Source organism: Psychrobacter cryohalolentis K5, from assembly GCF_000013905.1.
GTDB lineage: Bacteria > Pseudomonadota > Gammaproteobacteria > Pseudomonadales > Moraxellaceae > Psychrobacter > Psychrobacter cryohalolentis.
Genome location: NC_007969.1, coordinates 163,704 through 183,091 on the forward strand (window position 1 = coordinate 163,704; position 19,388 = coordinate 183,091).

Consider the following 19,388-nt stretch of genomic DNA (forward strand, 5'->3'; position numbering starts at 1 on the left):
AGACTTAGTAATACTTAAGTGCTTATTTACCGTTTCCACACATAAGTACTGAAAATATCTTTAAATGGTAAGATTTGCTACAAAGTTTACATAACGTATCGACATTATTACCAAAATGAACCTTTTAGATTGAAAATCATTGCTACTCTATATTCCTAAGCACTATCTACAGCATTATCTATATTTTTAGACACTAAGAGCTGTAAAAAAATAAAAAGCAAAATATCGGATGACTGAGGTTGGTAATGTAAGAGTTAGTTGGTTAGCAATTACTATAGCAACCTTATTATTTGACTTTTCAATTACTATTTTAGGAGAATTATTATGTTTCGTTGGGCTATTATTTTCGCCGTAATCGCACTGTTAGCGAGTTTCTTAGGATTCGGTGGTGTTGCTGGATTGTCTGCAAACTTCGCCTATATCTTGTTAGCATTAGCAGTCATTCTATTCATCGTGGCATTTGTTAGCCGCCGTATGTAATAGGAAAAGTATACTCGTCCTATAAAGACATTAGCCAGTTAGAAAACTGGCTAGTAAAAAAGACCTCAGATACTATCTGAGGTCTTTTTTTATGGCTAGAACATAGCTATCTGCTAAGTGATAAGTAGTAAGCGCACAGCTTGATATTTATAAGCGTTTGCGCTGGACGATATGTTCCATGCGTTTTGCTAAACGAACATCATGACTGGTGATGCCGCCAGTATCGCCCGTAGTCAGGCGAACTTCTACCACATTATAGGTATTACTCCATTCAGGATGATGTTCTAAGGCCTCAGCATGAAAAGCAGCTTGATTCATAAAGCTCATAGCTTCAACAAAATCGCCAAAATGGTAAGTTTTTACGATCGCATTACCTTCGCGCTGCCAGCCTGGTAATTCTTCTAACTGCAAATCGACTTGTTGATTAGATAAACTACTCATGGTGATATCCTTTATTATTATGGTTGATAGAAAAATCATTATTAACGATAAAATAGTGTGGCAACTACTGTAATTTTTATTTGCCTTCACGAATGTAATAAACGCTTATAAAAAGTCATAGGACAAAAAACCCACCTGTCACTGATATTTTATTATATATTTGGCTAAAAAAATATAATAGAAGTATCAAGAAGATAGGAGGGCAACGACGTTATTAGTGAGAGTATATAGCGCTAGTATAACGGTTAATTGAGCAAACTATCCTAGCTATTTATCGTTAAACATACTTAGTCAATAGTTTGAACTATAGTAGATCTTTGTAGTCAGGATTTTTATCAATATACGAAGCAACAAACGAGCACTGCGGTACTACTTTCTTATTGTTTTCACGAGCATAGTCCAATGCATGTTTTACCAATGCTGAGCCAACCCCTCGACCACCTAACTCCTGTGGGACGATAGTATGATCATATACCAGCTTATCCTCACGCTCTTTGTAACTGATATAACCTGTCTGCCCATCGATTGAAGTCTCAAAGCGTCTCGCTGCCTCATTATAGACGATATTTATATCTGATTTTTTACCGACGTTACTCATAAAAACTTCCTATTTTTCAAATATTATAATTATTTCTACTCTTGTTATTGTGCAGATTTCTAGTTTACATCTCTAGGCTGTTAGCGTAAGAGTAGATAGGGCAAATGTTAATATTTTTAACAGGCTTCTATTCTAAAGGTTCTGTTGAAGCTTAAAAACTATGCCAGTCTCGTTAATAAAAAATCAGGCATAAAACATAGCTTGGCGCACAACCTGAGGGAGAAACCTTCTAAAACCACGTAATGTCTCAGTAGCGTTGTTAGAGGCATGGTTATTACTGCTTTTGTTGGTAATGCTTCTATCATTATTTGATATCGATTGTGTGTAAGCGCGCCATTCATCGCTACTTGGTTTACTAAAATGGCGAATGCGTCCAATTACTTGCTTAAATTGATGACTAAAGTGCCCAGTATTATAGGTTAAATCGTATTTATCGCAGATGGCTTGTACGTTTGGTGCAATCTGCGCATAGTGCCTAGCAGGCATATCCGGAAAGATATGGTGCTCAATCTGATGCGATAAATTACCAGTCAGAATATGAAACCATTTATTACCCTGAATATTACTAGAACCGAGAATTTGGCGTATGTACCAATCACCTTTGCTCTCATTGGCATCAAGCTGGGTATAAATATGCGCCTGCTCAGTAAAGTGACCACAAAATATCACCGCCCATGTCCATAGATTACGAGCAATATTGGCAGTGATATTACCGCTTAAGGTTGTCATTGCACTACTACGACCTAATGTCAGACCTGCCACCGCAGGAAAAGCCATATAATCTTTACCCGCTTGCCGGGCGATTTTACTGAATAGGGCACGAGCTTTTGGCTGCATTATTTCTGCCAGCTGCGGCCTATCTGCGTATTCGTCAACACTGATTTGGATATCATGGAAAGCGACTGCCCATTCAAAGCCTAATGCCAATATCATCGTCTTAAATAAGTTATAACGATCGCTTGGCGTCCAAGGCTGCTCATCAGTCACGCGAATCAAGTGATAGCCGACGTCATGGTCGCGACCGACGATATTGGTAAAAGTATGATGTAGATAGTTATGCGAATGCTGCCATAGCGGCGCAGGGCAAACGATATCCCAATCGAACTTTTGGCTGTTAAGATGAGGGTGCTGCATCCAGTCATACTGACCATGCATAACGTTATGGCCAAGTTCCATATTGTTTAAAATTTTACTAAAACTCAGTAAGGATGTGCCAAGTAGCCAAACGCCAAGTTTGCTGCGTTTTGATGATAATTGCCCAGAAAATGCCAGTAATGCCCGTGAAATTACCTCGCTATATACTACCGTCCCATAAACACGCTGAATATAGCGCGCATCCTCGCTGCCTAGTGAGTCCATCACGCTTTGATACAGTGTATTCAATTCATTAGCGAGCGCTTCGGTTTGCACTTTTGGTAACGGCGTACCCGTTAACGTCGGATATCGCGTGGTTTTGAATGGTGCATCGACTAACGAAGTTATAGTAGAGACTGCAGATTTAGCTTTAAATATAGGGAGTAACAAGCGCATAGATAGTCCTTATCCGAAGGTGCATCAATAAATCGTAAGCACAACGTTCGGTTTAATCATCGGTGTCAGTTTTAATAAACATTACAAATAAATGTTTATGCAAGGCTGTCTTATCCTTGATAGTATTTTTTAAATATCCAATATGACATCAGTCATTGGTACATTAATGCAGGTTTGAATAGACTCATATCCATCATTACTTATCTTACCGGTTTGAATGTTTTTGACTCTACCGCTGATCTTATTACAGCGACACAGCTGACAGATACCTTGTCTGCAGCCGTGGCTCATTCGAATACCAGCGCTCTCAGCACCTAATAGTAATGTCGTACTACTGTTATATTGTCGTTGCCGTCCACGTAAATAAATGGTTTTTTCTTCGCTAGTAACGGCTTCTTCGTCTGCTTTATCTATAGTAGAAAACATATAATCTAAGCTTTCTATGGCACTAAAGCTCTCTATCGTAATGTTGTCACACAGCTGCTTGTTATCTGGCAAATTAATCTCATCGCAAGCGCGGTACAAACCCGCTAACAACGCCGGCGAACCACAGGCAAATATCTGTGTATCCATCAGCGGTAATTTTAATGCTATTAAAGTTTCTACGCTCAAATGTCGCGAGCCGGCAAGATAAGTATTGGGGTCTTCCGTATTAATAAGATGATAAATGAACGTTGGATATTTAGTAGCTAACTGCTGCCATTGATCTTGCAATGGGGACTTATAGAAGGTTGTACAATTGTAATGTAGCAGCGTTACTGGATGTCCATTTTGCAGCGCCTGCGTAATCAAACCTAGCATTGGCGTAATACCACTGCCGCTAGCGATGAACAATAGTGGCAGTGGTGTAGAGGTAAGGGATAAGGGTTCGCTTATTTGACTTGCTTGCTGTGCTAACGCTGTATGAGCTAGAGTAAATTCGCCACTGGGTAAACTGCTATTAAATATAACACCCAGTGCTGCACGTTTACTTAGATAATCTGATACTAGACCTTGCGGCTTAACAGCAATAGTTATCGTAGAGACAATAGTTTGCGGTTGCGACTTTTCATCAAGGCGATCTCTATCAAAGCCGTTTTTATCAAGGCTATCTTGATTTCGATTAGAATTTTTATCGCCGTCCTCATGCCACCATAATGGTTGCTGCGCTAGACCAACCAATGAATAGTGGCGTTGATGATAAACACCATCAATCAGTATGCTTAAATTAATATGCTGTCCGCCATGCCAACCATTGTGTGAGCTATTACCTGAACTAAAAGCTTGCTGCTTAAAGGCGCGGTTAGGCTCAAATTGTAGCGCTATCAAGTCATTACTGAGTGTACGGCGTGCTATAAGACGCAATTTAGGCACAGTTAATGACCAAAAGGGGTGCAGCCGCGTACTGATGAAATCAATAAACACGCGTTGGATTAGTTCAGGGCGATAGCCAGTCGTCATGGAGTACCTTTTCTATCAAGCCGTTTTTACAAAGCTATTTTATTAAGATTAGCTAATATAATATCGTCTATTGATTAATTTTGCGAAATGTTTAATGCTGTTTTTTGTGGTTTTTATAAAACTGCCATGAATAAGAAAGATACATCAGTAAGCTGAATGATAATTTTAATAGAAGCTTTTATATAAAATGCGCTCAGCTTTGTGTCAAAAGGTATGAAACAAGCGGTAAAACAGCCAGTTAGCTTGCAGGGGCTTCATCACAATGCGATAATGACAGTCAATGAATACCCCTGATTTTGAGGTGCAGCTTACTTGGTAGTATTGCTAAGTCTGTTTGTTTGCCTCTTTTATGCAGTCTATCGGAGTGTTAATGGCTCAATATATTTACACGATGAACAACGTGTCAAAACTTGTTCCACCTAAGCGTGAAATCTTAAAGAACATCAACCTATCGTTTTTCCCTGGCGCCAAAATTGGTGTTTTGGGTATCAATGGTTCAGGTAAATCAACCTTGCTACGCATCATGGCGGGCGTGGATACTGAATTTAGTGGTGAAGCTCGTGCGCAAACGGGTACCAAAATTGGTTATTTGCCGCAGGAACCGCAGCTCGATGACAGCAAAGATGTCCGTGGTAACGTCGAAGACGGTATGCGTGAGGCGTTAGATGCGCTTGCTCGTCTTGATGCCATTTATGCGGAATATGCTGAACCTGATGCTGATTTTGACAAGCTTGCTGAAGAACAAGGTAAGATGGAAGACATCATCCAAGCATGGGATGCGCATAACTTAAATACCCAGCTTGAAAAAGCGGCTGATGCACTTCGTCTGCCACCTTGGGATGCGGATGTCAGTAAACTGTCTGGTGGTGAAAAACGCCGTGTGGCACTATGTCGTTTGCTCTTATCACGCCCTGATATGTTATTACTTGACGAACCAACCAACCATTTGGACGCTGAGTCCGTGGCATGGTTAGAGCAGTTCCTGCAGAACTATAGCGGTACTATCGTTGCCATTACCCATGACCGTTATTTCTTGGATAATGTCGCTCAGTGGATTTTGGAGCTTGACCGCGGTCATGGCTATCCGTATGAAGGCAACTATACTGAGTGGCTAGAGCAAAAGAACACTCGTCTAGAGCAGCAGAATAAGCAAGAAGAATCGTTTGCTAAAGCGTTGAAAAAAGAGCTGGATTGGATTCGTAAAAACCAAAAAGGTCAACAAGCTAAGTCCAAATCTCGCGTGCAGCGTTTTGAAGAATTGAACTCACAAGAGTTCCAGAAGCGTAATGAGACCTCTGAGATTTATATTCCACCGGGTCCTCGTTTGGGTAATAAAGTCATCGAAGTCAACGATATCTCCAAGTCATTTGGTGACCGTTTACTTTATGAAAACCTTAGCTTTAACGTCCCAGCTGGTGCCATTGTTGGTATTATTGGCCCAAATGGTGCGGGTAAAACCACCCTATTTAACATGATTACCGAACGCGATACGCCAGATACAGGCTCAGTCGATTTAGGTGAAAGTGTCAAAGTTGCTTATGTTGGTCAGGTACGCGACAATTTAGATGACAGCAAAACGGTTTGGGAAGAAATCTCTGACGGGCTTGATATTATTACCGTTGGCGACTATACGACGCCAAGCCGCGCTTATATTGGTCGCTTTAACTTCAAAGGTTCAGACCAGCAAAAGCACGTCGGTCAATTGTCTGGTGGTGAGCGTAACCGCTTGCAGTTAGCTAAGACCTTGAAGCAAGGCGCAAACGTATTGCTCCTTGATGAACCATCAAACGATTTGGACATCGAAACCTTACGTGCGTTAGAAGATGCGATTCAGGTCTTCCCAGGTACTGTCATGGTCGTATCGCATGATCGATGGTTCCTTGACCGTATCGCGACTCATATCTTGGCGTTTGAAGATGAAGGTCCAGTTTGGTTCGATGGTAACTATTCTGAGTTTGAAACGTATCGTAAAAAGACGATGGGTGATGATGCCAATCCTAAGCGTATGAAGTATAAAAAGATTTCAACTTAAGATAGCTACTCAGAAATTTCAAATGTAAAGTAATAAAAAGACCTCTAATTATTAGAGGTCTTTTTTATGCATCATAGAATTGATTAAAAGTTAACGCTTACGCCCAAATTTCCGCTGCTTTTTATTACTAATCTCAGTAATAGCATGGGCAATCTCTTCTTCATTCAGACTGGCAACTTGATGCAAGATTTGCATCATTTCAGGTCTCAGTACATATTTTGCATGATGAGCAATATCATTGATACGTTGATCAAAGGTTAAGATGCCAGTTTCTGCATCTTTTTGCAGATAATCCAAACGAGTCAATGCACCGAGGAAACTGGTGAATAATGCGCGATCAAAGAAGTCAGGAATATCATCAGCGTATAGCACTGATAAACGCTGACCAAGCAGATGACATAAATCAACTACTTCGTTTTCGGTCAAGTTGCCTGAGCCTTGCTGAGCGAGTAGAGCCAAGGTCATAAAGTAGCGTTCAAGGCTTTGTTCAACCGGCGTGGCAAGTACTTGTAGCTGTTGGTAGCATCTGCTATTAGCTTCAGGGACGCTGAGCATGCCATCGCCCAATTCTACAATCAAACCATGAGCAATCAGACTGTCAACTTTTTTGTTCAGGGTATCCGCCAAACCATGCGCAGGATAATATAAGAATAGCTCGCTTTGTAAAAATGGATAGAGCTGCATGGCGATATTGTCTAGACGGCTACGTTCGATACGACCATTACGGGCAACTAAAGCCGCTAAGAAAGACAGGAGAATAAAGACATGCAAGATATTATTACGGAAATAACTCAGCAGTGCTGCTTGTTTACCTGCAATCTGGATAATATCACCCAAGATATGAGGGATACGTTCAATAAGCTTAAGCTTAATACCGTAATCAATAATTTGCTGCGGTGACATGTCGGTAACGACCGTATCACTTGAATACGGCAGCTGTTGAGCCAAGCCTTGATAAAGGGCAATTTGCTCGCGGCAAATATCTTCATCGAGCGCCGATTTTGGTGCAGATAGTAACACCAGTGACAGCAAGGATACCGGAGTAACCACTGCTGCTTTATTGATATGCTGCATGACTTTGACACCGATATTATCAACCATGGCGCTGGCTTTATCATCGAGCGGCGTATCGGTGCGATCAGCAGGTAAGCTGTTTTCTGGTACATCAAATTTGGCCATAAAATCGGTTAGATGTAGCGGTGTACCAAAACTTAAGTGCACATTGCCAAAAATACGTTCAATCTTGCGACCGACTTTGAGGAGTCCAAGTAATGATTCAGACTCTTTTGGCTTACCTTTTAGCTCACCGATATAGGTGCCACCTTCCATGATGCGCTCATAACCGATATAAGTCGGAATAAAGACCACTGGCTTGTTACTCTGACGCAATTGGCTGTGCACTGTCATTGCTAGCATACCCATTTTCGGTGGTAGCAAACGTCCTGAGCGTGAGCGCCCGCCTTCGATAAAGTATTCAATCGGCGTATTACGAGTAATAAGCGTGTGCATGTACTCACGTAAAACTGCGGTATAAAGCGCATTACCACGGAAACTACGACGTATATAAAAAGCCACTGCACCGCGTAATATTGGACCTAAAACTGGCACATCTAAGTTGTCACCCGCAGCGACATAAGGAATACTCAAGCCGCGTTTATAAATGACATAAGACAGTAGTAGGTAGTCAACATGGCTACGATGACAAGGTACATATACCAGCTCATAATCTGCTGCCAGTTCACGTACACGCTCGAAGTGATGGACTTCTACACCATCATACAGTTGCGTCCATAACCACGTTAAAAATTTATAAAAACCGCGGATGATGGCATGTGAGTAATCATTGACCATCTCATTAGCGTAGCTCTTTGCAAGTAGTCGCGCTTCTCGAGGGCTAGTACCGGTCTCTGCTGCTTCTGCCTCTATTGCATGTTTAATGGCAGGTGAGTAAACCAGCTTATCTACTAAGTTACGTCTGTCTGATAAGTCAGGACCGAGCATACTGGCGCGTTGTTTGTCCAAATAAATATTAAGCTGCTGCTGCAATGAGCGTACAAGCTCACGATTGCCATCAGCCGCAGCTACCACAGTATAATTTGGCGCTACACCGATTGTATTTTCAGTGGCGCTATCTGTAGCATCACTGGCATTCGTATCAAGAGTAGTAGATTCAAAGATAACGGAATTTAAGTCAGTAGGCTCATCATCATCGCCCTGAAGGCTGTTATTAATAAGGGTTCGCAAATCTTGCGGAGGATGGAACTGTATAAAAGTATCGCGTCCCATCACACCGATATTAAATAACTGTTTGGTAATGCTAGGATCTTGCCAGTTATCAGCCGTTAGCAGTTTAAATAAAGAATCCTCTTTTTCAGGCGCGCGTCCCCAGAGGATAGATACTGGTACCAAGCGTACTTTTAATTCTGGATACTGCAAAACAGCAGAGACCAGACGTGATAGGCGCGGTGATAGTTGGTTTTCTTTAGCATGGGGGTGATGTAAAAATATAATGGCAGCATTTTCTTTGATATTATGAGCACTGTCATTTACCCCAACCAATGCTGGCGGTAATTTATGTTCTTGCGTTTGCAGGTCAATCAAAATACTGTTGGAGCGCGAATAATCTTGCAGCACATAAAATCTTAACGTCTGATCATCCTGATCAAACTCAGGTAACTCACCTAAAAGCTTTGGTTTTACCGCCACATCTAGCATCTGTCCCGAGATTTTACGGTACAATTGATTAATTGGGGCATTAGTATAAGGCGTGGGTACAATAGGGCTGCCATCAATTTGTGGCGTGTCTGACGGTTCAGTGGCTGGCGTATTACCGCTGACCACTGGTGCTTTAAAAATCCGTTTTTTTAAGAACTTCGGTATCATAATCGGTATCAAAATTAGTCAAATATATTGCCCTTATAATGCCATAAAAGCCATCAAAGCGATATATAGTGTCTGTAGATACTACCAATATTAATAAGCTCTGGTTACTGTGCAGTAAGATACGCGCTGCATAAGCTATTCAATGATTTGAAAAGTAAAGTATTTAGGGTAAAAATAGTTTTGTACAAGATATACTATATTGTATTTCTGCTTACTCATTAACGTCACTTAATTCAGTGAGAATATTATGACGCCAGCTATCAATCTCGCCAAACAACGTGGTCTTGATTATCGATTACATGAATATATTCATGACAGTAACGCTGCCTCTTTTGGGTTAGAAGCGGCCGAAAAGCTGGGTGTTGACGTGACACAGGTTTTTAAAACCTTGGTCGTATTGACCGATACAGATGTGCTCGCTGTTGCTATCTTGCCAGTGGATAAAACCTTAAACTTTAAAAAAATGGCTAAGGCGCTATCTGTTAATAAAATGCTGGCCTGCAAAAAAGTCCAAATGGCAGATCCTAAACAGGTCGAGCGTAGTACCGGCTATGTATTAGGCGGTGTCAGTCCATTGGGACAAAAAAAACGCTTGCCAACTGTTATAGATGAGTCAGCGCAAACACATTCAACCATCTATGTGAGCGGTGGTCGCCGTGGTCTAGAGATTGAACTGCCGCCAGCACAATTAGCGACGACACTTACGGCTCGCTTTGCCTCTATTACCGATGATTGAAAACGGCTGATTGTCAGATACATTAGCTTTGCGAAGCTATTCACTTTTCGTTTTTTACCCGTATTGTATAAGGATATAATCATGCCGCATTTAACCATTCAAGTGACACCCAATGTCAGTATTGCTCACGAAGAATCATTCCTCAAAGCATTGAATAAGATCCTGTGGGACAGTGGACACTTTGGTAAAGCAACAGATATTAAAGCGCGCATTATTCGTGTTGAAACGTTTTTAGTGGGCGTTGAAGATGATGAGCAAGTCAATGGCTTTATTTATGCACATCTGAAAATCATGAGCGGTCGTGATATAAGTATCCGTAATCAGCTTGCTGAGCAATTGGTGACTACTATAGAGCAAACGCTGGGTGCTGAGCAATCAGGACGCGCATCGTTACAAGTATGCGTAGAGGTTGAAGAGATTAGCGCGGTGTATCATAAGAAAATGTTAAATGCGTAACTGAATTTATTAGTTACTTGCTAATACAGTATAAAAAAGCGCCTAGTTATTTAACTAAGCGCTTTTTTATTTATAACAGTCTTAGACTAGCTTTTAATCAATTCTAGTCTAAGAAAGCAAAGTTATCAATGTCCATTGCTGTCATGCTGCTGCTTGGTGCAACCATGCCTTCGGCGTGACCTGAAGTACGTGGTAACAGCTTATCAAAATAGAATTCTGCCGTTTGGATTTTGGCTTTGTAAAACTCTGGTGATTCTGTACCGCCATTTTCAAGCTTGTCATACGCAACCGCTGCCATACGTGCCCAGTGGTAGCCCATCATCACATAGCCTGAGTACATTAAGAAATCATCAGATGCTGCTGAGATGATTTCACGGTCTTTACGTGCCATCAACATCAAGCGTACTGTCAGAGTGTTCCATTCAGCACACAGCTTAGTCAATGCCCAAACAAACTTGCGCATGTCTTTGTCTAAGGCATACTCGCCACACCATTTCATGATGCTTGAAGTGTAATCGCGAATGATTTTACCTTTAGACTGCAAGATAACTTTACGACCTAATAGATCCAATGCTTGGATACCAGTCGTACCTTCGTACATAGTCGCGATACGAGCATCACGAGCGATCAGCTCCATACCCCATTCTTTGATATAGCCATGACCGCCATAGACTTGCTGACCGTGTTTGGCTGCTTCAATACCTAGCTCAGTCAAGAAGCCTTTTAGGATAGGCGTATAGAAGCCAAGCTTATCATCCCATTTTTCAAACTCCTCATCATCGCCATTGATGATGCCTTGTGCCATTTTATCTGCATAGCGTGCTGAATGATAAATCATTGAGCGACCGCCTTCAGCAAAAGCTTTTTGGGTCAATAGCATACGGCGTACGTCAGCATGATGAATAATCGCATCAGCAACTTTTTCAGGATCTTTCGTGCCTGATAAAGTACGCATTGAACGACGATCTTTGGCATATGGTAGGGCGTTTTGGAATGACAATTCAGTGTGCGCCAGACCTTGGATACCAGTACCAATACGGGCAGTGTTCATAAAGGTGAACATGGCTTTTAGACCTTTGTTCGGCTCACCAATTAAGTAACCAACGGCATCATCAAAGTTTAGGACACAAGTCGCTGATGAGCTGATGCCCATTTTGTGTTCAATAGATCCACAAGAGACGCCATTGCGCTCGCCAATTTCGCCTTCAGCATTTGGCAAAAATTTCGGTACGATAAACAATGAAATACCGCGGGTGCCTTCTGGTGCATCCGGTAGACGGGCTAAAACGATATGAATAATGTTTTCAGTTAAGTCATGCTCGCCACTTGAGATGAAGATCTTAGTACCGCTAAGCTTATAGCTGGCGTCGTCTTGTGGAATAGCTTTTGACTTTACTTGACCCAAGTCTGTACCACATTGTGGCTCAGTTAGACACATAGTGCCTGCCCAAGAGCCTTCGACCAATTTATGTAGATACGTCTCTTTTTGCTCATCCGTACCATACTGCATAATGGTATTGATACAGCCGGTTGATAAACCAGGATACATTGCCCAAGGCCAGTTAGCCGTACCGATCATTTCAGCTTTGATAAGGTTCAATGAGGTCGGTAAGTTCATACCGCCATATTCTTCAGGGTAAGAAATACCTTGCCAGCCACCATCAACAAACTGCTGATATGCTTCTTTAAAGCCTTTAGGCGTAGTCACCACACCATTCTCAAAATGACAACCTTCTTCATCCGCTGGCTGATATAAAGGTGCCAAAACGTTTTCAGCAAAATCTGCCATCCCTTGAAGAATCATATCAACGGTTTCAGGATCTGCATTTTCGCCATTATCCAAATCTTTATAATGCGTTTGGTAGTCAAATACATCATTAATTAAAAACTTGATATCACGTAAAGGTGCTTTGTAAGTTAACATAGTCGTTCTCTTTAGTTGTTCGCTATCATAGACGGTTGACTTAGTTTTTAAGCCAGAGTTTATGGAAACGATTTTAATTATTTGGAATAAAAACAGAGAATATCTTGAGTCAATGGGTGGATATGTTAAGGCTAGCTTGTCTATTTTGGAAACTGTTAAGTTATCCTTGATAAAAAACAGTCGTTACGCATTGATGCAGTATAAATCTTATATAGCGACAAATATATAACTAATAACTAATATTCATAGTTTATTAGTATAATTACAACATTAAGTTATTATTGTGTCAATGAGCTTTTTAACCTCATATTTTGCTAAGCCATTATCTATAATAAGAATAACCGTATGATCAAGGCGAACGGTAAGCCCATTATTCTAATGCATTTACGATATAAGGAAGGCCTTGTATGAGCGCACCAAAGTCCAAGGCAAAGCGGGTGTATTGGCTGACACTATTATTGACTCGCCTGAAGTTTTTGATAGATGGTGAGCTTGCTCATTTGCTCACCGTCAATCAAAGCAAGAGACCATGGCATATGCCCATTATCGCTGCCATTACCATCAGTTTCCCCGTATTTGTGGGCGCTTACTTTGAGGCTTTGCCATCAGGTATCAAGGCGTCTTTGGGGGCAATGGTCATCTTGAATTTGCCTTTAATAGGCAAGCTGCCTTATCGTTTAGTGACTTTGATGGCATGGGGCTTTGCCATGTCGTTATGCTTTGCATTCGGCTTGGCAGCACAGCAAGTGCCTATTCTTAGGCTGCCAGTGTTTATGCTGATAGCCTTTGGTGTGGTTATGTTTGGACGTTATTATCGCCAGCCGCCGCCAGCTGGCTTGTTTGTGATGATGGCTGGGGCGCTAGCATTATTTATACCACTGCCATTAGAGAAAATCATGTCAGCCACTGGGCTTGTGATGCTGGGCAGTGGCTTTGCCTTAATCATGGGGCTGCTGTATTCACTATTTTTATTAGCGACGCGTCCTGCTACGCCGACACCAACTTATAGCTATGAGCCTGATACCATTAGTGAAAGCATTATTGTCGCGGGTTTTGTCAGTTTAGCGCTCTTGATTCCCTTAATGCTAAATATGTCTAATCCGTACTGGGCAGCGGTTAGCTGTTTTCTGATCATTCAGGGTATCCACTTACGGACGATGTGGATTAAGCAACTACATCGTTTACTAGGGACATTGGTGGGCGCGGGTCTGGCGAGTTGGATGCTATCTTGGGGTCTGTCGATATGGGGTATCGCTATTTCAATATTGGTTATGATGCTTTGTATTGAATCCTTGGTAGATCGTCATTATGGACTAGCCGTTGTATTTATCACACCACTGACGATATTCATTGCAGAATATGGCAGTGGGTTACCGCTTACGTCAGCGGTCTATCAAGAGGTCACGCACACACGCTTGTTGGATACACTACTTGGTTGTATGGTGGGTCTTGGTGGCGGGGTTGTCATGCATTCAACGAATTTGCGTGTACCGCTGCGCCGTATAGAAAAATGGCTGCTGACACGATTTGGCTAGTATAAAAACGTAGATCGTTTTTGTCATTTAGATAGATGATAGCTGCACTCGTGCACCGTTTATTATGTTGATACGTTTTCTAATGCGGTAGTCGCTTGCGCAACATCAATAGCGCGTCCTGTCCAACGCTCAAAACTTAACGCCGCTTGCCCGATTAGCATGCCGTAACCATCCGATGTCTGAGCACCACGGATAGAAAAATGTTGTAAAAATGGCAGCTCACGTCCATACATCATATCGTAAGCATATTGGCAGTTTAGCTTATCGGTTAGTGGCAAGGTTTCACCTGATAGTCCGATGGATGTGGCATTGATAATGATATCAAAGTCGCCACTTAAATCAGCCGTCGCATAGGTCTGAATAGTATGTTGATTTATCTTTTCGCTTGCGGTGCTAAGTTCATCGACTAAAATTTCTGCCTTACTCACTGTACGATTGGCGATACTCAGCGTTTCAATACCAGCCTCTATCAGCGGCAATACCACGCCGCGCGCTGCACCGCCTGCCCCAATGATTGCCACGCGTGCACCATTCAATGGCCAGCCTAAACGCTGCATATGATTGACCAATCCTTGACCATCAGTATTGTCACCAAATAACGCCTCTACTGGCGGTACACCTTTTGCTAGCAGAGCTTTATTTAATAATAATGTATTGACCGCGCCAGCGACTTTGGCATGCTCAGATAAGCCACCTCGCGCTGCACAGCACTCATAAGCGATCTGTTTAAAGGGTACAGTCACATTGGCACCGACGCCGCCACCATGAAAGAATGCCTCAATCACTGCTGTAAAGCTTGCTGCGTCATCAGGGCAATATTGACGCTGATAACAGATATCAAGCCCTGCTTGCGTACCAAATAACGTATGGATTTCAGGAGACTTGCTGTGGGCAATTGGATTACCAATAACAATAAAATGCTGGGTCATAAAGGCTCCACTGGCGGTACAGGGCATAAGTAAGGGTGATAGAGTAAGGGTATCAAAGCGTACTTATCATAAGGGATAACGCACCGTTTGACAAACCTGAAGCTATGGATATAACTAGCTGAGTCGGGATGAATTTTTATGACGTTAGCATCTTAACAAATCTGTACTCTCTGCGAGTGTTATCCGTAAGGTAAAGGGTGGTCAAGCGCTAAGCAGTTGGGTAAACTAGAGAGCATGAAAAAGTAACCATATTATTTTTCCCTGTGCTTTTTTAATGTGATTTATAGAATATTTAAATAGAAAAAGCGTATGTATAAAATTCAGTGATAGCAAGACTTCAATAACAGACACTATTCATTATCAGCGGCATACCTAGCTGCTTGTTAATACCATTTTCAGAACTATCTTAAAGTGTGAGTAAGTTGCCCATGTGGAATAACACCCTACAGACCCTTATGGTCAGTACGATAATGGCAGTTGGCGTGTCGTTAAGCGCCTGTGATAACAATAAAAGCAGCGAAGTATCAACAGAGGAAGTAAGTGCTGACAAGCAGACCGTCTCCGATACACCAAAACCAAAAGACCCTGCGCCAAATGCTGATTTAGATGGCGCTACCGCGCAAGAGGGCACCCCAGTCAAATATGATGTCGCGTCATGGGGTCCTAAGAAAGTTGAGCCGCTTCGTGTCGATCAACTAGACGATATCAAATCAACACTTGGTAAAGTGGTCAGCACCGATGAAAATAGCTTGGATTATGCCAGTAATCCTGCGTCCAAATACCGCTTTATGAATACCGAAGCACCTTATTTAGATCTTATCGATTCTGAAAAATATCTCGAGCTTGGTTGGTATTTTGCCAATCCTACCGACTCGGATAAAGAAAAAGAGCTGAGTCAAGGTCATGCCAAAAAATCCTACCAACTTGCTCGTCAATTAATGGGTGATGAGGGCGGTAAGCTGGTGGCTGATATGCTAAGCGGTCAAATTATCAAAAATAAAGTCATCGGTGGGCAAAAAGTAGAGCTGGCAAAATGTGAGTTTTATAGCTGTATGCTGGTTATCAATAAGTCTGCTAGCCAAAAAAATCAGTAAGCCATGCAGCCATCAAATAGCTGGGTTTGTTTAACGGCATTAGACAAGCAGACCACAGCCAGTACCGCCTCATTAGACAATCGCGGCTTGGCATACGCCGATGGTTTTTTTACCACCATGGGCGTTATCAATGGGCAGATACTGTGGGCGGAGTATCATCATCAGCGTCTCATCTCTCATGCCAAAGCCTTGCAGCTTGATTTAGACCACTGCTCTTTATTATCTATCTTGCAAATGCATGCGCAGCAGCTACAACAAGGTATGCTAAAGCTTGTCATCACACGCGCCGCGCAAGATATCCGTGGTTATGGCTATACGCCAAGTGAGTGCGGTAGCACATGTGAGATTTGGCTAAAATCCTTGGCGATGAAGGTTAGCACTACTGAGCCATTGCCGTTAGCTGATGGTATTTTTGTTCCGATGCAGCCTATGAGCACTGCTGTTTGTTTATCTTCGCAAATCGCTTGTCTGCCGTCGTCTCTTGCTGGACTCAAAAGTCTAAATCGTCTTGATAATGTGTTGGCGAGTGCAGAGTTGCAGGATATCAAAGCTCGTTCATTAAACTCTAATGGCTCGCAAGATATTGGTGAGGGCTTGTTACGTGATATGACTGGGTGCTGGGTTGAGGGCACGATGAGCAATATGTTTTATCAATTATCTGATTGCCGACTGGTAGAGTCGCCATCTTCAGAGATGATAAATACGGCTAATGATGATAAAGATAGTGCTGATAAAAACAAGGCTGCTAAAGGCAACGCAAATTATTTAACCCAAGGTCAATGGTATACGTCATCAATGGCACAATCGGGCGTCGCTGGGGTGATGCGGCAAGTAATTATTGATGAGTTATCTACGACGAAATATCCAGTTGTTGTGCGGTCATTACAAGATAAGGATTTGCCACAGCTTCAGCAGCTGTTCTTTTGCAATGCGTTACGCGGTATTATGCCAATGACCAGTCTGACGTTACTGTCGGGTGAAATAGTGAGTTTTAAGCGATTTAATCATATTTAAAAAGGGCAGCCTAGAGCTGAGCGTTATAACGAAAAGCGTTTAATATAATTTTTGATAATGACCACGACCCAAAAACTTAATAATGCCTCTATCGCGTAATATTTGTAATTGCTGACGGATTTTATCTTTAATGTGGTTGTTTTCAGGATATTTGAGTTTTAATAAGTCGGCAAACGCATAAACCTGATTGAGAGAAATTAGCCTCTAGCTTATCAATACATTGCAGTATATCTAGTGTCCAGCCGCGTGAGGCGATAGATTGTGTACGTAAAAATAAGGTTTTTTGAAATTGCTCAGTGACATTATCTCGTGGTATGACCTGCTGGTCTTTGACTAAAAATACTTTTCCTGATTCGGGCACTTTGCGCAAGTCAATATTACAGCCAACCCAGCCCGCACGTTTGGCAGTAACGGATAACGGTTTGCGTTTTATAATCATGTCGGGCTTGAAGAATTGTTTGGGAATGATTAAGAAGTTATTAACCCTATATTCTTGAGAGTAGGTCAAAAAGAAAAAGCTGGGATTATCCTTGCTATTGATACGTTCAATCATGGTGGCATAAGCGCCATCATTAATAATGTTACTTAATTTAGCCTTCTTACTTTTTAATTCGTATTGCTCATCACAGTTTGCACAATAAAAGTCAGCGACAGGTTTGCCGTTCGTAAATGCAGCCAATGGTTCGGTATTACAATTAGGACAATAACTTTGCTTAGCTACCCAATCTTCGCTAAGCACACGAATTTTTTGAGGTTCAGATTTATATTTTTTGGCAAGACTTTGATTAAAATTTAGGTTCATAGCCCGTTTTCTTATTAAAGGAAAGATTTGAAGTGATAAATAAGCGATATGAGTATTAAGCCATATAAATGAGCTTAAACGCTAAGTTAATGGATAAGCTAAGCAAATCCCATTGAAAAATAAGCGGTTCAGTGCTAAATTCTAGCAAACTTCTGCCTCGCGAGTGACCATGAGCACGCCAACCCCTGAAACGCCTCCTGAACGTCCTGATGATACGCTATCGAATGACCAAAAAGGTACTGCTGACGAGCGTATCGACGGGGTACCTTTGAATTCAAAGCCAGTCGATGAGACAGGTGTAGAGGAAGTTCCGCCTACAGATGTCTCGCTCATAAGTGGTAATAATAAACCACGTCATTATAAAGCCGATAACCCTTCATTCTTTATGCAGCGCGGTTATCAAGTGTTGTTGGTACTCGGGTTAATTGCTGCATTTTTCTTAGTCATGGTTTATCAGACCTTATTTGGTCGGATTGAACAGCCGCAGCAAATGGTGACGATTGAAAAGGGTCAGACCTATTACGGGTTGCTACCGCAGTGGCAACAGGAAATTCCGCTATTTTCTGCCACGATTGCCAAGCTTTATATGAAAACGCAAGTCGATGGTCCATTGCACGCAGGTATTTACCAATTACCGGAAAACCCTACTATTGCTGAAGCGCTACACGTGCTTGGGCAAGGGGTAAAAGCGGCGATGGTTAAAGTACAAATTATCGAGGGCAAAACCTCAAAAGATTTGTATCAGGCGCTACGTGATAACAAAGGCATCAAAAAAGAAGTGCTGACCGCTGACAGTACGAATGCTAGCATCGCAGAAGCGTTAGATTTGGTTGGCATATTGCCGGATGCAGTTGCCAATAGTAATGATCCTATTGTCAATCACAATCTTGAGGGCTGGTTTGCCCCTGATACTTATTATTATGGGGAAGGCACTACCGACAAGAAGGTATTGACCGACTTGTACAAACGCCAACAGCAAGCGCTGACCAAGGCATGGGAAAACCGTGCGCCAAATCTCCCTTATCAGACTCCTTATGAGGCACTGGTAATGGCATCTATTATCGAAAAAGAAACCAGTGTGGCAGCAGAGCGTCCTTTGGTCTCAGCCGTCTTTAATAATCGCTTGAACAAAAATATGCGTATGCAGACGGATCCTACCATTATCTATGGTATGGGCAGCCGCTATGAAGGCAATATTCGCCGTAAAGACATCGATGAAAAAACAGGCTATAACACTTATCAAATCGATGGTTTGCCGCCGACACCCATTGCACTGCCGTCAGCGGCTTCTATCGAAGCAACCTTACATCCTGCTGATAGCGCAGCGCTATATTTTGTGGCGACAGGCAATGGCGGGCATAAATTTACCAATAGCCTAGCTGAGCACAATCAAGCAGTTAAAGAGTATCTCGGTGTCATGCGTGAGAAGAAAGCTCAAACGCCGCAGCAGTAACACTATTTCATGTTGCTATTTATATTGCTTTAAAAAACCAT

At 42.1% G+C, this 19,388-nt stretch carries 17 protein-coding genes; 8 read left to right on the forward strand and 9 right to left on the reverse strand.

Annotated elements, in window-relative coordinates:
• The first annotated feature begins 324 nt into the window (after positions 1 to 324).
• A complete protein-coding gene (locus tag PCRYO_RS13025) occupies positions 325 to 480 on the forward strand; it encodes a DUF1328 domain-containing protein (protein ID WP_011512513.1) in 156 nt (51 codons plus the stop codon).
• A 147-nt stretch (positions 481 to 627) separates the two neighbouring features.
• Here PCRYO_RS13025 and PCRYO_RS00715 read toward each other — a convergent pair whose 3' ends face one another.
• The 4 genes from PCRYO_RS00715 to PCRYO_RS00730 all read right to left on the reverse strand — a co-directional run bounded on the left by PCRYO_RS00715 (position 628) and on the right by PCRYO_RS00730 (position 4,489).
• Positions 628 to 921, reverse strand: a complete 294-nt coding sequence (locus PCRYO_RS00715) for a 4a-hydroxytetrahydrobiopterin dehydratase (protein ID WP_011512514.1) — start codon at positions 919 to 921, stop codon at positions 628 to 630.
• 304 nt (positions 922 to 1,225) lie between these two features.
• The gene (locus PCRYO_RS00720; RefSeq protein ID WP_011512515.1) at positions 1,226 to 1,519 is read right to left on the reverse strand and encodes a GNAT family N-acetyltransferase; all 294 of its coding nucleotides are present in this window, start codon (positions 1,517 to 1,519) and stop codon (positions 1,226 to 1,228) included.
• A gap of 183 nt (positions 1,520 to 1,702) precedes the next feature.
• A complete protein-coding gene (locus PCRYO_RS00725) occupies positions 1,703 to 3,049 on the reverse strand; it encodes a fatty acid desaturase family protein (RefSeq protein WP_011512516.1) in 1,347 nt (448 codons plus the stop codon).
• A 129-nt stretch (positions 3,050 to 3,178) separates the two neighbouring features.
• Positions 3,179 to 4,489 (reverse strand): flavin reductase family protein, encoded by a 1,311-nt coding sequence (locus PCRYO_RS00730; RefSeq protein ID WP_011512517.1) that lies wholly within the window; start codon positions 4,487 to 4,489, stop codon positions 3,179 to 3,181.
• A gap of 370 nt (positions 4,490 to 4,859) precedes the next feature.
• Here PCRYO_RS00730 and ettA point away from each other — a divergent pair, with 370 nt between their 5' ends.
• Positions 4,860 to 6,521 (forward strand): energy-dependent translational throttle protein EttA, encoded by a 1,662-nt coding sequence (gene ettA, locus PCRYO_RS00735; protein WP_011512518.1) that lies wholly within the window; start codon positions 4,860 to 4,862, stop codon positions 6,519 to 6,521.
• A 90-nt stretch (positions 6,522 to 6,611) separates the two neighbouring features.
• On the opposite strand, the gene plsB is transcribed toward ettA, so the two are convergent.
• The gene (gene plsB, locus PCRYO_RS00740; protein ID WP_011512519.1) at positions 6,612 to 9,404 is read right to left on the reverse strand and encodes a glycerol-3-phosphate 1-O-acyltransferase PlsB; all 2,793 of its coding nucleotides are present in this window, start codon (positions 9,402 to 9,404) and stop codon (positions 6,612 to 6,614) included.
• 247 nt (positions 9,405 to 9,651) lie between these two features.
• Between plsB and ybaK the strand changes: the two genes are divergently transcribed.
• Positions 9,652 to 10,140 (forward strand): Cys-tRNA(Pro) deacylase, encoded by a 489-nt coding sequence (ybaK, locus tag PCRYO_RS00745; protein ID WP_011512520.1) that lies wholly within the window; start codon positions 9,652 to 9,654, stop codon positions 10,138 to 10,140.
• Positions 10,141 to 10,221: 81 nt separating this feature from the next.
• The gene (locus tag PCRYO_RS00750) at positions 10,222 to 10,596 is read left to right on the forward strand and encodes a 5-carboxymethyl-2-hydroxymuconate Delta-isomerase (RefSeq protein ID WP_011512521.1); all 375 of its coding nucleotides are present in this window, start codon (positions 10,222 to 10,224) and stop codon (positions 10,594 to 10,596) included.
• A 103-nt stretch (positions 10,597 to 10,699) separates the two neighbouring features.
• On the opposite strand, the gene PCRYO_RS00755 is transcribed toward PCRYO_RS00750, so the two are convergent.
• Positions 10,700 to 12,520, reverse strand: coding sequence for an acyl-CoA dehydrogenase C-terminal domain-containing protein (locus tag PCRYO_RS00755; RefSeq protein WP_011512522.1), 1,821 nt, complete (start codon positions 12,518 to 12,520; stop codon positions 10,700 to 10,702).
• Between the two features lie 407 nt (positions 12,521 to 12,927).
• Between PCRYO_RS00755 and PCRYO_RS00760 the strand changes: the two genes are divergently transcribed.
• Positions 12,928 to 14,055, forward strand: coding sequence for an FUSC family protein (locus PCRYO_RS00760; protein ID WP_011512523.1), 1,128 nt, complete (start codon positions 12,928 to 12,930; stop codon positions 14,053 to 14,055).
• 62 nt (positions 14,056 to 14,117) lie between these two features.
• Here PCRYO_RS00760 and aroE read toward each other — a convergent pair whose 3' ends face one another.
• Positions 14,118 to 14,984, reverse strand: a complete 867-nt coding sequence (gene aroE / locus PCRYO_RS00765) for a shikimate dehydrogenase (RefSeq protein WP_011512524.1) — start codon at positions 14,982 to 14,984, stop codon at positions 14,118 to 14,120.
• A 428-nt stretch (positions 14,985 to 15,412) separates the two neighbouring features.
• On the opposite strand from aroE, the gene PCRYO_RS00770 reads away from it, so the two are divergent.
• Both PCRYO_RS00770 and PCRYO_RS00775 read left to right on the forward strand, forming a co-directional pair.
• The gene (locus tag PCRYO_RS00770; RefSeq protein WP_011512525.1) at positions 15,413 to 16,078 is read left to right on the forward strand and encodes a hypothetical protein; all 666 of its coding nucleotides are present in this window, start codon (positions 15,413 to 15,415) and stop codon (positions 16,076 to 16,078) included.
• 3 nt (positions 16,079 to 16,081) lie between these two features.
• Entirely contained in the window at positions 16,082 to 17,092 is a 1,011-nt protein-coding gene (locus PCRYO_RS00775; RefSeq protein ID WP_011512526.1) for an aminotransferase class IV, read from the forward strand.
• 39 nt (positions 17,093 to 17,131) lie between these two features.
• On the opposite strand, the gene PCRYO_RS13470 is transcribed toward PCRYO_RS00775, so the two are convergent.
• Together PCRYO_RS13470 and PCRYO_RS00780 are read right to left on the reverse strand one after the other, a co-directional pair.
• On the reverse strand, positions 17,132 to 17,290 hold the full coding sequence (locus PCRYO_RS13470) for a hypothetical protein (RefSeq protein WP_226939371.1): 159 nt from the start codon (positions 17,288 to 17,290) through the stop codon (positions 17,132 to 17,134).
• On the reverse strand, positions 17,235 to 17,894 hold the full coding sequence (locus PCRYO_RS00780; RefSeq protein ID WP_011512527.1) for a DpnI domain-containing protein: 660 nt from the start codon (positions 17,892 to 17,894) through the stop codon (positions 17,235 to 17,237). The genes PCRYO_RS13470 and PCRYO_RS00780 overlap by 56 nt, the downstream gene beginning before the upstream one ends.
• A 169-nt stretch (positions 17,895 to 18,063) precedes the next feature.
• Here PCRYO_RS00780 and mltG point away from each other — a divergent pair, with 169 nt between their 5' ends.
• On the forward strand, positions 18,064 to 19,347 hold the full coding sequence (gene mltG, locus PCRYO_RS00785; protein ID WP_011512528.1) for an endolytic transglycosylase MltG: 1,284 nt from the start codon (positions 18,064 to 18,066) through the stop codon (positions 19,345 to 19,347).
• Positions 19,348 to 19,388 lie beyond the last annotated feature (41 nt).

Coding starts and splice junctions, on each gene's coding strand:
- PCRYO_RS00760 (WP_011512523.1), top strand. CDS start 12,928: ATGAGCGCACCAAAGTCCAAGGCAAAGCGGGTGTATTGGCTGACACTA.
- PCRYO_RS00750 (WP_011512521.1), top strand. CDS start 10,222: ATGCCGCATTTAACCATTCAAGTGACACCCAATGTCAGTATTGCTCAC.
- PCRYO_RS00720 (WP_011512515.1), bottom strand. CDS start 1,519: ATGAGTAACGTCGGTAAAAAATCAGATATAAATATCGTCTATAATGAG.
- PCRYO_RS13025 (WP_011512513.1), top strand. CDS start 325: ATGTTTCGTTGGGCTATTATTTTCGCCGTAATCGCACTGTTAGCGAGT.
- PCRYO_RS00755 (WP_011512522.1), bottom strand. CDS start 12,520: ATGTTAACTTACAAAGCACCTTTACGTGATATCAAGTTTTTAATTAAT.
- PCRYO_RS00770 (WP_011512525.1), top strand. CDS start 15,413: ATGTGGAATAACACCCTACAGACCCTTATGGTCAGTACGATAATGGCA.
- plsB (WP_011512519.1), bottom strand. CDS start 9,404: ATGATACCGAAGTTCTTAAAAAAACGGATTTTTAAAGCACCAGTGGTC.
- PCRYO_RS00730 (WP_011512517.1), bottom strand. CDS start 4,489: ATGACGACTGGCTATCGCCCTGAACTAATCCAACGCGTGTTTATTGAT.
- PCRYO_RS00780 (WP_011512527.1), bottom strand. CDS start 17,894: ATGAACCTAAATTTTAATCAAAGTCTTGCCAAAAAATATAAATCTGAA.
- aroE (WP_011512524.1), bottom strand. CDS start 14,984: ATGACCCAGCATTTTATTGTTATTGGTAATCCAATTGCCCACAGCAAG.
- PCRYO_RS00725 (WP_011512516.1), bottom strand. CDS start 3,049: ATGCGCTTGTTACTCCCTATATTTAAAGCTAAATCTGCAGTCTCTACT.
- PCRYO_RS00715 (WP_011512514.1), bottom strand. CDS start 921: ATGAGTAGTTTATCTAATCAACAAGTCGATTTGCAGTTAGAAGAATTA.
- mltG (WP_011512528.1), top strand. CDS start 18,064: ATGAGCACGCCAACCCCTGAAACGCCTCCTGAACGTCCTGATGATACG.
- PCRYO_RS00775 (WP_011512526.1), top strand. CDS start 16,082: ATGCAGCCATCAAATAGCTGGGTTTGTTTAACGGCATTAGACAAGCAG.
- ettA (WP_011512518.1), top strand. CDS start 4,860: ATGGCTCAATATATTTACACGATGAACAACGTGTCAAAACTTGTTCCA.
- ybaK (WP_011512520.1), top strand. CDS start 9,652: ATGACGCCAGCTATCAATCTCGCCAAACAACGTGGTCTTGATTATCGA.